General features: G+C 60.4%; 10 protein-coding genes. 8 read left to right on the top strand and 2 right to left on the bottom strand.

The genetic code is table 11. The features are described from left to right. Positions 1 to 235 precede the first annotated feature (235 nt). The 4 genes from gcvH to AO388_RS10160 all read left to right on the top strand — a co-directional run bounded on the left by gcvH (position 236) and on the right by AO388_RS10160 (position 5,323). Positions 236 to 619: a glycine cleavage system protein GcvH gene (gcvH, locus tag AO388_RS10175; protein ID WP_044309187.1), complete on the top strand. Its 384-nt coding sequence runs from the start codon at positions 236 to 238 to the stop codon at positions 617 to 619. 10 nt (positions 620 to 629) lie between these two features. Then, positions 630 to 3,494 (top strand): aminomethyl-transferring glycine dehydrogenase, encoded by a 2,865-nt coding sequence (gene gcvP / locus AO388_RS10170; RefSeq protein WP_058416393.1) that lies wholly within the window; start codon positions 630 to 632, stop codon positions 3,492 to 3,494. Positions 3,495 to 3,574: 80 nt separating this feature from the next. Continuing rightward, the gene (gene gcvT, locus AO388_RS10165) at positions 3,575 to 4,699 is read left to right on the top strand and encodes a glycine cleavage system aminomethyltransferase GcvT (protein ID WP_058416392.1); all 1,125 of its coding nucleotides are present in this window, start codon (positions 3,575 to 3,577) and stop codon (positions 4,697 to 4,699) included. Positions 4,700 to 5,110: 411 nt separating this feature from the next. Next, positions 5,111 to 5,323, top strand: coding sequence for a cold-shock protein (locus tag AO388_RS10160; protein ID WP_003365337.1), 213 nt, complete (start codon positions 5,111 to 5,113; stop codon positions 5,321 to 5,323). A 123-nt stretch (positions 5,324 to 5,446) separates the two neighbouring features. Here the strand turns inward: AO388_RS10160 and lptG are convergent, their stop codons facing one another. Continuing rightward, a complete protein-coding gene (gene lptG / locus AO388_RS10155; protein ID WP_003433604.1) occupies positions 5,447 to 6,508 on the bottom strand; it encodes an LPS export ABC transporter permease LptG in 1,062 nt (353 codons plus the stop codon). Continuing rightward, complete coding sequence (gene lptF / locus AO388_RS10150; protein ID WP_003316899.1) at positions 6,495 to 7,622, bottom strand: LPS export ABC transporter permease LptF; 1,128 nt, start codon at positions 7,620 to 7,622, stop codon at positions 6,495 to 6,497. Before lptF ends, lptG begins: the two co-directional genes overlap by 14 nt. Before the next feature lie 319 nt (positions 7,623 to 7,941). Between lptF and AO388_RS10145 the strand changes: the two genes are divergently transcribed. The 4 genes from AO388_RS10145 (at position 7,942) to AO388_RS10130 (ending at position 13,395) form a co-directional block, all read left to right on the top strand. Further along, positions 7,942 to 9,432: a leucyl aminopeptidase gene (locus tag AO388_RS10145; protein ID WP_003365340.1), complete on the top strand. Its 1,491-nt coding sequence runs from the start codon at positions 7,942 to 7,944 to the stop codon at positions 9,430 to 9,432. Between the two features lie 57 nt (positions 9,433 to 9,489). Continuing rightward, positions 9,490 to 9,918, top strand: a complete 429-nt coding sequence (locus AO388_RS10140) for a DNA polymerase III subunit chi (protein ID WP_002552284.1) — start codon at positions 9,490 to 9,492, stop codon at positions 9,916 to 9,918. Between the two features lie 7 nt (positions 9,919 to 9,925). Further along, complete coding sequence (locus tag AO388_RS10135; RefSeq protein ID WP_058416391.1) at positions 9,926 to 10,360, top strand: hypothetical protein; 435 nt, start codon at positions 9,926 to 9,928, stop codon at positions 10,358 to 10,360. A 188-nt stretch (positions 10,361 to 10,548) separates the two neighbouring features. Next, positions 10,549 to 13,395 (top strand): valine--tRNA ligase, encoded by a 2,847-nt coding sequence (locus AO388_RS10130; RefSeq protein WP_003365344.1) that lies wholly within the window; start codon positions 10,549 to 10,551, stop codon positions 13,393 to 13,395. The last annotated feature ends 23 nt before the right edge of the window (positions 13,396 to 13,418 follow it).

Below are 13,418 nucleotides of genomic sequence, written 5' to 3'. Positions count from 1 at the left end.
GTAACGATTTCACTCCAAAACACTTCATTCCGTGCGTATCAAGGCCTTGATCAGTCAGGTATTTTCAAATACCTGACGACTGTAGCGTTTTCGCTACACCCAAGATCTACAGGCTCAGCTAAAAAACATACAACCCTTTGATTTAATTAAAAAAACAAAACATGGCCGCTAAATTGCTAAGCCATATCTCATATTGTTCGCGTGCTGCGCGAGCCCTGTTCTCCTAGGAGTTTGTATGAGCGATTTGCGATTCACCGTTGACCATGAATGGCTGCGTGCCGAAACCGACGGCAGCGTGACGGTCGGCATTACGCCCTACGCGCAGGAATCGCTGGGCGATGTGGTCTTCGTGCAGCTCCCGGAATTACAGGCCTACACTCAACACGCTGAAGTGTCAGTGGTGGAATCGGTGAAAGCGGCCAGCAGCATCAACATGCCGCTGGACGGTGAAGTCGTCGAGGTCAATTCCGCCCTCGACGCCACACCGGAGCTGGTCAATGAAGATGCCCTCGGTGCGGGCTGGTTCTTCCGCTTCGTTCCACAAGATGCCAACGCCATTCACGGCCTGCTGGATCAGGACGCCTACGACCGCCTGATCAAAGCCAACGCCGAAGCCTGAGGAGCACGCCATGACTGACCGTATTGAACTGAGCACTGCCAACGAATTCATCGCCCGTCACATTGGCCCCCGGGCGGCCGATGAGCAGGCCATGCTGCAAACACTGGGTTTCGATTCCATCGATGCGCTGAGCGAAAGCGTCATTCCGGAAAGCATCAAGGGCACCAGCGTTTTGAACCTGCCTGCCGGGCAGAGCGAAGCTGATGCGCTGACCTCCATCAAGGCCATCGCCAGCAAGAATCAGCTGTTCAAGACCTACATTGGTCAGGGTTACTACAACACCCACACGCCAGCACCGATCCTGCGCAACCTGCTGGAAAACCCGGCCTGGTACACCGCCTACACGCCCTATCAGCCAGAAATTTCCCAAGGCCGCCTGGAGTCACTGCTCAATTTCCAGACACTGATCAGCGACCTCACCGGCCTGCCGATTGCCAACGCCTCTCTGCTCGACGAAGCCACCGCGGCAGCCGAGGCAATGACCTTTTGCAAACGCTTGAGCAAAAACAAGGCTAGCCAACAGTTTTTCGCGTCCAGCCACTGCCACCCGCAGACCCTCGACGTGCTGCGTACCCGCGCCGAGCCGCTGGGCATCACCGTGGTCGTAGCCGACGAGCACGAGCTGGGCGATGTCAGCGATTACTTCGGCGCGCTGCTGCAATACCCGGCCAGCAATGGTGACGTATTCGATTACCGCGAGCTGGTCGAGCGCTTCCACGCGGCCAATGCACTGGTCGCCGTGGCTGCCGACCTGCTGGCCCTCACCCTGCTGACCCCGCCAGGCGAATTCGGCGCTGACGTGGCAATCGGGAGCGCGCAACGCTTCGGCGTGCCGCTGGGCTTCGGTGGCCCGCATGCGGCCTACTTCTCGACCCGCGATGCCTTCAAACGTGACATGCCCGGCCGTCTGGTCGGCGTGTCGGTAGATCGTCACGGCAAGCAGGCCCTGCGTCTGGCCATGCAGACCCGCGAACAGCATATTCGTCGCGAGAAGGCCACCAGCAACATCTGCACCGCGCAGGTGCTGCTGGCCAACATCGCCAGCATGTACGCGGTCTATCATGGTCCGCGCGGCCTGACACAGATCGCCAATCGCGTTCACCACCTGACCGCAATTCTGGCTGAAGGCCTGAGCAGCCTGGGCCTGAAGGCCGAGCAGGCATTTTTCTTCGACAGCCTGACCCTGCACACCGGCGGCAGAACCGCTGCACTGCATGCCGCCGCACGCGCCAGGCACATCAACCTGCGCGAAATCGATGACCAGCGTCTGGGTCTGTCGCTGGACGAAACCACCTCGCAGTCGGCCGTCGAAACCCTGTGGGCAATCTTCGCCAGCGAAGGCCAGAGCCTGCCGGACTTCGCCGCATTGGCAGACAGCGTGCAATCGCGTCTGCCGGCCGGGCTGTTGCGTCAGTCAGCGATCCTCAGCCACCCGGTGTTCAACCGCTATCACTCGGAAACCGAGCTGATGCGCTACCTGCGCAAACTGGCCGACAAGGACCTGGCGCTGGATCGCACCATGATTCCGCTGGGCTCGTGCACCATGAAGCTCAACGCTGCCAGCGAAATGATCCCGGTGACCTGGGCCGAGTTCGGCAACCTGCACCCGTTTGCTCCGGCCGAGCAAAGCGCCGGTTACCAGCAACTGACCGACGAACTGGAGGCCATGCTCTGTGCGGCCACCGGTTATGACGCGATCTCGCTGCAGCCGAACGCCGGTTCACAGGGTGAATACGCCGGACTGCTGGCGATCCGCGCCTATCACCAGAGCCGTGGCGATGAACATCGCGACATCTGCCTGATCCCGTCCTCGGCGCACGGTACCAACCCGGCGACTGCCAACATGGCGGGTATGCGCGTCGTAGTGACTGCTTGTGATGCACGCGGCAACGTCGACATCGAAGACCTGCGCGCCAAGGCCATTCAGCATCGTGACCAGCTTGCGGCAATCATGATCACTTACCCGTCGACCCACGGCGTGTTCGAAGAAGGCATTCGCGAAATCTGCGGCATCGTTCATGACAACGGTGGCCAGGTCTACATCGATGGCGCAAACATGAACGCCATGGTTGGTCTCTGCGCTCCGGGCAAGTTCGGCGGCGACGTGTCGCACCTCAACCTGCACAAGACGTTCTGCATCCCCCACGGCGGTGGCGGCCCGGGCGTTGGCCCGATCGGCGTCAAATCCCATCTCGCCCCGTTCATGCCCGGCCATGCACGCATGGAGCGCAAGGAAGGCGCGGTCTGCGCAGCACCGTTCGGCAGCGCCAGCATTCTGCCCATTACCTGGATGTACATCCGCATGATGGGCGGTGACGGCCTCAAACGCGCTTCGCAACTGGCGATTCTCAACGCCAACTACATCTCGCGCCGCCTGGAGGAGCATTACCCGGTGCTCTACACCGGCAGCAATGGTCTGGTCGCCCACGAGTGCATCCTAGACCTGCGCCCGATCAAGGACAGCAGCGGCATCAGCGTCGACGACGTGGCCAAGCGCCTGATCGATTTCGGCTTCCATGCCCCGACCATGTCGTTCCCGGTCGCCGGGACGCTGATGATCGAGCCGACCGAGAGTGAATCCAGAGAAGAACTGGACCGCTTCTGCGATGCCATGATCAAGATCCGCGAAGAAATCCGCGCAGTTGAAAACGGCACCCTGGACAAGGATGACAACCCGCTGAAAAACGCGCCGCATACCGCTGCCGAAATCGTCGGCCAGTGGAGCCATCCTTACAGCCGCGAACAGGCGGTGTACCCGGTCGATTCGTTGATCGAGAACAAGTACTGGCCTCCGGTCGGTCGTGTCGACAACGTCTTCGGCGACCGCAACCTGGTCTGCGCCTGCCCGTCCATCGAGAACTATCAGGAAGCGTGACAGCCCCGCCTGGCATTGCCTGATCGCGCTGCGCGCACAGGCAGTGCCATTGGCACGGCCCGCTCAACAAGGAATCGAACATGTCCACAAAATCACTGCTGACCACTCCCCTGCACGCCCTGCACCGCGAACTCGGCGCGAAGATGGTGCCCTTCGCCGGTTACGACATGCCTGTTCAATACCCGGCTGGCGTAATGAAAGAGCACCTGCACACCCGCGCACAGGCCGGTCTGTTCGATGTCTCGCACATGGGCCAGATTCGCCTCACCGGTACGGACGCGGCCAAGGCACTCGAAGCCCTGGTGCCGGTGGACATCATTGACCTGCCGGTCGGCATGCAGCGTTACGCGATGTTCACCGACGAGAACGGCGGCATTCTCGATGACCTGATGGTGGCCAATCTTGGCAACGACCAGTTGATGCTGGTGGTCAACGCGGCCTGCAAGGATCAGGATCTGGCGCACCTGTGCAAGCACCTGGCCGGGCATTGCAAGATCGAACCACTGTTCGAAGAACGCGCCCTGCTCGCGCTGCAAGGGCCGGCCGCGGTGACCGTACTGGCACGCCTCGCCCCGGAAGTTGCCAAAATGACCTTCATGCAGTTCACCAGCGTCACGCTGCTCGGCGTCAAATGCTATGTCAGTCGCTCGGGTTATACCGGTGAAGACGGCTATGAAATTTCAGTGCCTGCCGAACAGGCTGAAGCCCTGGCACGCCGCCTCCTGGATGAGCCGGAAGTGGCACCGATCGGTCTGGGCGCACGTGATTCGCTGCGACTGGAAGCCGGTCTGTGCCTGTACGGCCATGACATGGACACACACACCTCGCCGATCGAGGCCAGTCTGTTGTGGGCCATTTCCAAAGTGCGTCGCGCCGACGGTGCGCGTGCAGGCGGCTTTCCGGGCGCCGAGCGAATCTTTGCCCAGCAACAGAACGGCGTCAGCAAGAAGCGAGTCGGCCTGCTCCCCCAGGAGCGCACACCCGTGCGTGAAGGTACCGAGATCGTCGATGAACAGGGCGCTGTTATCGGTACCGTATGCAGCGGCGGTTTTGGGCCGTCGCTGACCGGGCCGCTGGCCATGGGTTATCTGCATAACGATTACACGGCGCTGAATACACCTGTCTGGGCAATGGTGCGCGGCAAGAGAGTCCCCATGCTCGTCGCAAAAATGCCTTTTGTTGCGCAACGTTACTTCCGCGGTTAAATAGCGGCGTCAAAAAAACAGCAACACTTCGGTGTTGCTGAAGCGCTGTTCCCCAGCAGTGTTTCGTCAGTATTTCGAACACGTGAACAGCCTGTCATATATGCAAAAAATGCACCTATAAAGTGCAAAATGTTATGACGGATCAATCACCGTGCACGCGGCGCAAACACTACGCATACAAGGCCAAAGCCCCGGAAACAGGGTGCCAAGCAAGGGGGTTGTATTTGTAACGGGACTTGGCGTAGAGTTTCCGAACTGTGTTTGCATGGGTCGCCGAATCTGGACCTGGGCAGTAGCTCTAGGTTTGCTACAACCCGTTCTACGTTTCTTACTTCCTGCAACCAGCCCCAGTGCTCTTTCATACGAAAGAGGCTGTAACCAATTCAAGTCAAGCGTCAAGGAAATAAGAAAATGGCTGAACGTCAGAGCGGTACCGTCAAGTGGTTCAACGACGAAAAAGGTTTTGGTTTTATCACTCCTGAGAGCGGGCCGGATCTGTTCGTACACTTCCGCGCCATTCAGGGTAACGGCTTCAAGAGCCTGAAAGAAGGTCAGAAAGTTACCTTCGTTGCGGTGCAGGGCCAGAAAGGCATGCAGGCTGACGAAGTTCAAGCCGAAGGCTGATAACGACGCACCCACGCAGATACAAGAAAGCCTCTGGCAGCGATGCCAGGGGCTTTTTTGCATGCGGGATTTGCAGGGCTCNAGCCGACCCAAGGGTCGGCTTTTTTCAATAAGGCGGATGCATTACCCGGCGCGGCGTAACAGAAGTACCCCGGCCAGCGCACAGGCGGCGGCAGGCAGCAGCACTGCCAGCAAAGGCGGGAAGCCGAACAGCAAGCTCGATGGACCGAGCAGGTCCTGAATGATGCGGAAGGTAAAACCGACCACCACACCGGTGAACACCCGCTGCCCCAGCGTAACCGAACGCAGCGGGCCGAAGATGAACGAGATCGCCATCAGCACCAATGCGACGGTCACCGCCGGTTGCAGGACCTTGGTCCAGAATGCCAGCCAGTAGCGGCCATTGCTCAAGCCCTGATCAGCCAGGTAATGCGCGTAGCTCCAGAGGCCGCTGATGGACAGCGACTCGGGCGGCATGATCACCGTGCTCAGCAGTTGTGGGCTCAGCGCCACGTCCCAACGCTCGACCGGGGTGTTGATGACCTTGGTGCTGCCGTCATTGAAGTGCGTGGTGGTGACGTCCTTCAATTCCCAGTAATCGGTTTTGAAGTTGGCCTCTTTGGCAAAGCTGGAAGTCAGCATGTGGCGCTGATCGTCGAAACGATAACGTGTCACACCGAGCATCAGGCCATTGGGCTGTACCGTGTTGATGTGGATGAACTCATCGCCCTGGCGGTGCCACAGACCATGACGGGCGCTCTGCGCATCACCTGAGCCCTGCGCCAGCGAGCGCGCGGCCTGAGCCTGGTTCTCGGCATAGGGAGCGACGTATTCGCCGACCAGCACGCCCGCGATCATCAGCAGCAGCATAGGCTTCATGACCGCCCAGACGATGCGCCCGATGGACACGCCCGCCGCACGCATGATGGTCAGCTCGCTGCTGCTGGCCAGCGTACCCAGACCGATCAGGCAACCGATCAGGGCGGCCATCGGCAAGGTGTCGTAGACACGACGTGGCGCCGTCAGCATGACGTAGCTGAGGGCATCCGCCAGTGTGTAGGTGTCGCTGATATCGCCCATCTCGTCGATGAACGCGAACAGCGAGACCAGACCCAGAATGATGCCCAGAACCGCGAGAATCGCCAGCAGGACGCTTTTGCCAATGTATCGATCAAGCTTGACCACGAGTCACCTCCGTGACGCTGCGACGACTCGCCATCTTCAGACGCAGAGGCTCCCAATAGAACAGCAACAGGCCGATGGACAGGTAGATGGCATGCACCCACCACATCCCCAGACTGAGTGGCAGCTTGCCTTTCTCCAGCGAACTGCGCACCGAAATCAGAATGGCCAGGTACGACATATACAGCAGGATCGCCGGCAGCAGTTTCAGGTAACGGCCCTGACGCGGATTGACCCGTGACAGCGGAATGGCCATCAGTGTCACGATGAACACCGACAGCGGCAGCGAAATACGCCACTGCAACTCGGCCACGGAACGCGGTGCCGGGTTGCCGATCAGCTCGCTGGTCGGAATGGCTTCACGGTCGGTGATTTCTTCACTGATTTCCGGCTTGGGCAGCATCGCCCCGTAGGTGTCGTACTTGATCACGCGATAGTCGGCCGCCCCGGGATTGCCGTCATAGCGATAGCCGTTCTCGAGGATCAGGAAGCGACTGCCGTTGGGCCGTACCTCCTGGTGGCCCTTCTCCGCGACCAGCACGGTGATGCCGTTGTCCTTGCTCTTGTCGCTGGACATGCGCTTTTCAGAGATGAACACACCGGCCAGTTGCGAGCGGTCCTCCGACAGCTCCTTGGTGTAGGTGATACGCGTACCGTCGCGCAGCGCCTGAAAACGGCCCGGCACCAGCGTGTCGAACTCGGTCATGGCGTCCTGCTGATTGATCAGCAGCGAAAACTGCGTAGCGCCCTGCGGAGCCAGGCTGAAGCTCAGCCAGGCAACCAGCAGACCGACCAGCGTGGCCGGCCCCATGGTGATGGCCAGCAGACGCTGCTGACTCATGCCGGTGGCGGCCAGCACGGTCATCTCGCTTTCCAGGTACAGGCGTCCGTACGCCATGAGGATGCCGAGGAACAGGCCAAGGGGCAGAATGACCTGCAGAAAGCCCGGCAGGCGGAAGCCCATGATCAGGAACAGTACGCCCGGATCGAGTGCACCGGATGCGGCCTGCGCCAGGTACTTGATGAAGCGTCCGCTCATGATGAAGACCAGCAGTACGGCGCTGACCGCACTCAAGGTAAGCAGCACTTCTCGGGACAGATAACGGAAGACAATCAAACCAGACACTCCAGAGTTGTCAGGCTCAGGCAGCCAAACAGGGAAAATTTGTGAGCCACGGCAACCAGAGCTTCACGCCGAAAAAAGGCGTGGGCCTCAAAAAATATGCGGCATTATCCTGTGATTGTGTGTTTCTGTCACTGCGCACCGGGGATAGTTCGCACATAGACGCCAGACAGGCAGCTCTGCGGGGTTGTCAGCAGTCGTGCAGCGGGGTCAAACTGCAAGGCTTAGCGCAGGCATCGCCCCTGAAAACACTCAGGCCATGCCGCGTACGACATTTATATTGCGACTCTCATCGTCTATTCGGGGACCCCACATGGAATTGGTTGTTAAAAGCGTAAGCCCAGAAACCTTGAAAACCGCAACGCTGGTGGTCACCGTGGGTGAAAGCCGTGTACTGGCCGGTGCGGCCAGGACGGTGGATATCCTCAGCGGCGGAGCCATTTCGCTGATCCTCAAGCGCGGCGATCTGGCCGGCAAGGTCGGCCAGAGCCTGCTGTTGCACAATCTGCCCAACATCAAGGCCGAACGCGTGCTGCTGGTGGGTACGGGCAAGGAAGACGAGCTGTCGGACCGTCAGTTGAAAAAACTCGTCGGCGCAGCGCTCACCTGCCTCAAGGGCCTGGGCGGTACCGATGCAGCGATCGCGCTCGATGACCTGGCGGTGAAAAACCGCGACACCTATGGCATGGCTCGTCTGCTGGTCGAAGCCCTGGCCGACGGTGAATACGTCTTCGACCGCTTCAAGAGCCAGAAGGCCGAAGTTCGCGCCCTGAAGAAAATCACCCTGCTGACCGACAAGGTCAAGGCGGCCGATGTCGAACGCGCGTCGACTCACGCTCAGGCAATCGCCACCGGCATGGCACTGACCCGCGACCTCGGCAATCTGCCGCCGAACATCTGCCATCCAACCTACCTGGGCGAAGAAGCCAAGGCGCTGGGCAAGGCACACAAGAACCTGAAAGTGGAAGTCCACGACGAGAAGAAACTGGCCGACCTGGGCATGGGTTCTTTCCTCGCGGTAGCACAGGGCAGCGCCCAGCCGCCGCGCCTCATCGTCATGAACTACCAGGGTGCCAAAAAAGGCGACCAGCCGTTCGTGCTGGTCGGTAAAGGCATCACCTTCGATACCGGCGGCATCAGCATCAAGCCTGCCTCGGGCATGGACGAGATGAAGTTCGACATGTGCGGCGCTGCCAGCGTGTTCGGCACCCTGCGTGCGGTGCTCGAATTGAAGCTGCCGATCAATCTGGTGTGCATTCTGGCCTGTGCCGAAAACATGCCGAGCGGCACCGCGACACGTCCGGGCGACATCGTCACGACCATGAGCGGCCAGACCGTCGAAATCCTCAACACCGACGCCGAAGGCCGTCTGGTGCTGTGCGATGCACTGACCTACGCCGAGCGTTTCAAGCCGCAGGCGGTCATCGATATCGCAACCCTGACCGGCGCCTGCGTCGTTGCACTGGGCGGCCACACCTCCGGCCTGCTGGGCAATAACGACGCGCTGATCAATCAGTTGCTCGACGCGGGCAAACAGGCCGATGACCGTGCCTGGCAGTTGCCGTTGTTCGATGAGTACCAGGAGCAACTCGATAGCCCGTTCGCCGACATCGCCAACATCGGCGGCCCGAAAGGCGGCACCATCACCGCGGCCTGCTTTCTGTCGCGCTTCACCAAGGCCTACCACTGGGCTCACCTGGACATCGCCGGCACTGCATGGCTGAGCGGCGGCAAGGAAAAAGGCGCCACCGGGCGTCCGGTTCCGCTGCTGACCCAATACCTGCTCGACCGCGCCGGCGTATAAAAAGAGACCCTGGCGTATCGACTGCACAGTCGATACGCCTCCGGTTCTGGAACCCACATGACTCAAGTCGACTTCTACATCCTGCCCAGCGCCGATCCTGCGGCCCGCCTGGACTTTGCCTGCAAGCTGACGGAAAAGGCCTGGCGCCTGGGTCACAAGGTCTATCTGCATTGCAGCGATGCTGCGCAGCGTGAGGACCTCGATGCCCGGCTCTGGCGTTTCAGAGGTGAAGTGTTTCTACCCCATGGCGACGCCGAGAGCGATCACGATGCTGCCGTGGTACTGGGCCTGGGCGACGACTCGGGCGAACACAGTGACCTGCTGGTCAACCTCGACCTGAGCATTCCGGCCTTCTTCAAACGTTTCGCCCGCGTGGCCGAAGTCGTTGTCGAAGACCCCGCCATACGTCTTGCCGCACGCGAGAGTTTCCGTTCTTATCGCGAACAGGGCTATCCTCCGCAAGATCACCGACTGCAGCGCCTTTGAGGACACGATGGATACTTCAAAAAAAGCTGAATCCGCGCACTTGCTGAACGACCTCGAGTCGATCCGCCAACTGCTCGGCGATGACCCCGCACACTCCCCCGTGTCGAACGACACGGCTCGTCCCGAAGGCCAGATTCCCCTGTTGTTCGATGTCGTCGGCGCTCGCCCCGACGCGGCGTATCAACAGGACTTCGACGAAGACGACATCCCGACACTGACACCTGATGCCCATACAGCGCACGCCCCGCAGGTGCAGCAGACAGCCCAGCCGCAAGCGCAGCCCAACCCTGATGCACTGTTACATCTGGACAGCGAGTTGCGCGCAGCCGCGCAATTGATCATGCAGGATGTGATCGACGACTTCGCCCCGCATATCGAAAACGAAATCAAGCGTCGGCTGGAGGCAAGGCTGGAGCGGCTATTGGCGCAGCAGCAGAAGTGAAGTTTCTGGCTCGGGACCTGCACCTTGGGTAACTGACTGCGAGCGTATCAGAGCCGCCAGCGGACCCTCGGACCACTCGCCGCCTACTGACAGATCTGCCAGTTGTGGCCCGGCACTTATGGCTTGTCGCTGGCCGTCAGGTCTATACTTACCGGTTTCCGAATCAATGCCACAGGTTCCCGCCGCGCATGGACAAGACTTACCAGCCGCACGCCATCGAAACTTCCTGGTACCAGACCTGGGAGTCCGAGAACTACTTCGCTCCGCAAGGCGTGGGTGACTCGTACACCATCATGATCCCGCCGCCGAACGTCACCGGCAGCCTGCACATGGGCCACGGTTTCAATAACGCGATCATGGATGCACTGATCCGTTTCCGTCGCATGCAGGGCCGCAATACGCTGTGGCAACCGGGCACCGACCACGCCGGCATCGCCACGCAGATGCTGGTCGAGCGTCGTCTCGAAGCGCAAGGCGTAAGCCGTCATGAACTGGGCCGCGAGAAGTTTCTGGACAAGATCTGGGAATGGAAAGCCGAGTCCGGCGGCAACATCAGCCGTCAGATCCGCCGCCTGGGCTCGTCCGTCGACTGGAGCCGCGAGCGCTTCACCATGGACGACGGCCTGTCCGAAGCGGTGAAGGAAGCCTTCGTGCGCCTGCATGAAGACGGCCTGATCTACCGTGGCAAGCGCCTGGTCAACTGGGACACCAAGCTGCACACCGCCATTTCCGACCTCGAAGTGGAGAACCATGACGAGAAAGGTCATCTGTGGAACCTGCGTTATCCACTGGCTGACGGCGCAAAGACCGCCGAAGGTCTGGATTACCTGATCGTGGCCACCACTCGCCCGGAAACCATGCTCGGTGATGCCGCCGTCGCCGTGAACCCGCAGGACGAGCGCTACAAGGCGCTGATCGGCAAATTCGTCGAATTGCCTCTGGTAGGCCGCCGCATCCCGATCATCGCGGATGATTACTGCGATCCCGAATTCGGCACCGGCTGCGTAAAAATCACCCCGGCCCACGATTTCAACGACTATGAAGTCGGCAAACGCCACAACCTGCCGCTGCTGAACATTTTCGACAAGAATGCCAACGTATTGCCCGCCGCTCAGGTGTTCAACCTCGATGGCACGCTGAACGAAAGCGTCGATGGCAGCCTGCCTGCCGCCTACGCCGGGCTGGACCGCTTCGAAGCGCGCAAGCAGATCGTTGCTGCATTCGATGCCGCCGGGTTGCTGGTCAGTGTCGATGATCACGCCCTTAAGGTGCCGAAAGGCGACCGTTCTGGCACCATCATCGAGCCGTGGCTGACCGATCAGTGGTACGTCTCCACCAAGCCATTGGCCGAGCCTGCGATTGCCGCTGTCGAAGACGGCCGCATCGCGTTCGTGCCCAAGCAGTACGAAAACATGTACTTCTCGTGGATGCGCGACATCCAGGACTGGTGCATCAGCCGTCAGCTATGGTGGGGCCACCGCATTCCGGCCTGGTACGACGAATCCGGCAAGGTTTACGTCGGCCGCGACGAAGCCGAGGTCCGGGCGAAAAACAACCTGGGGCCGGAAATCGCGCTGCAGCAGGACAACGACGTACTGGACACCTGGTTCAGCTCGGGCCTGTGGACCTTCTCCACGCTCGGCTGGCCGGAAAAGACCAAGGCACTGGAGACCTTCCACTCCACCGACGTACTGGTCACCGGCTTCGACATCATTTTCTTCTGGGTCGCCCGGATGATCATGCTCACCATGCACCTGGTGAAGAACGAGGACGGTACGCCGCAAGTCCCGTTCAAGACCGTCTATGTGCATGGTCTGGTGCGCGACGGTCAGGGCCAGAAGATGTCCAAGTCCAAGGGCAACGTGCTTGACCCGCTGGACATCGTCGACGGTATCGACCTCGAAACGCTGGTAGAGAAACGCACCAGTGGTTTGATGCAGCCGCAACTGGCGAAAAAGATCGAGAAGCAGACCCGTCAGGAATTCGCCGAAGGCATCGCCAGCTATGGCACCGATGCCCTGCGCTTTACCTTCTGCTCGCTGGCGTCCACCGGTCGCGACATCAAGTTCGACATGGGCCGCGTCGAAGGCTACCGCAACTTCTGCAACAAGATCTGGAACGCGGCGCGCTACGTACTGGACAAGGGCGAAGACTGCGGCCAGAACGGCGAAGCGGTCGAACTGTCGCTGGCTGATCGCTGGATCATCTCGCAGTTGCAACGCACCGAAGCCGAAGTGACCCGCCAACTGGATCAGTTCCGCTTCGACCTCGCTGCCCAGGCATTGTACGAGTTCATCTGGAACCAGTATTGCGACTGGTATCTGGAGCTGTCCAAGCCCGTACTGTGGGACGAAACAGCGCCGGTCGAGCGTCAGCGCGGCACACGCCGCACGCTGGTCCGCGTTCTGGAAGTCGCGCTGCGTCTTGCGCACCCGTTCATGCCGTTCATCACCGAAGAAATCTGGCAGCGCCTCGCGCCGCTGGCCGGTGCGCAAGGCAAGACCATCATGCTGCAACCCTGGCCGGTGGCCAACGAAGCACGCATCGATCAGGCGGCCGAAGACGACATCGAATGGCTCAAGGGCCTGATGCTCGCCGTGCGTAACATCCGTGGCGAGATGAACATCGGTCCGGGCAAGCCGCTGCAACTGTTCCTCAAGAACGTCAGCGCCGAAGATCAGCGTCGTTTGAGCGAAAACGATTACCTGCTCAAGAAGCTCGCCAAGCTCGAATCCATGACCGTACTGACCGAAGGCGCAGAAGCCCCGCTGTCCGCCACCGCGCTGGTCGGTGACATGGAAGTGCTGGTGCCGATGGCCGGGCTGATCGATAAAGGGGCCGAACTGGCGCGCCTGGACAAGGAAATCCAGCGTCTGCAAGGCGAAGTGCAACGCGTCGGCGGCAAGCTGTCCAACGCCGCCTTCGTCGACAAGGCACCGCCTGAAGTCATCGCCAAGGAGCGCGCCAAGCTGACCGAAGCCGAACAGGCACTGGGCAAGCTGGCCGAGCAACACGCACGCATCGCCAGCCTGTAAGGTGGCCAGAAAAGCCAGCCCGA

It is taken from the genome of Pseudomonas sp. ICMP 10191 (genome assembly GCF_001467335.1).
Taxonomy (GTDB): domain Bacteria; phylum Pseudomonadota; class Gammaproteobacteria; order Pseudomonadales; family Pseudomonadaceae; genus Aquipseudomonas; species Aquipseudomonas cerasi.
This window is presented reverse-complemented; position numbering and strand designations above follow the sequence as displayed.

Coding starts and splice junctions, on each gene's coding strand:
- gcvH (WP_044309187.1), top strand. CDS start 236: ATGAGCGATTTGCGATTCACCGTTGACCATGAATGGCTGCGTGCCGAA.
- gcvP (WP_058416393.1), top strand. CDS start 630: ATGACTGACCGTATTGAACTGAGCACTGCCAACGAATTCATCGCCCGT.
- gcvT (WP_058416392.1), top strand. CDS start 3,575: ATGTCCACAAAATCACTGCTGACCACTCCCCTGCACGCCCTGCACCGC.
- AO388_RS10160 (WP_003365337.1), top strand. CDS start 5,111: ATGGCTGAACGTCAGAGCGGTACCGTCAAGTGGTTCAACGACGAAAAA.
- AO388_RS10145 (WP_003365340.1), top strand. CDS start 7,942: ATGGAATTGGTTGTTAAAAGCGTAAGCCCAGAAACCTTGAAAACCGCA.
- AO388_RS10140 (WP_002552284.1), top strand. CDS start 9,490: ATGACTCAAGTCGACTTCTACATCCTGCCCAGCGCCGATCCTGCGGCC.
- AO388_RS10135 (WP_058416391.1), top strand. CDS start 9,926: ATGGATACTTCAAAAAAAGCTGAATCCGCGCACTTGCTGAACGACCTC.
- AO388_RS10130 (WP_003365344.1), top strand. CDS start 10,549: ATGGACAAGACTTACCAGCCGCACGCCATCGAAACTTCCTGGTACCAG.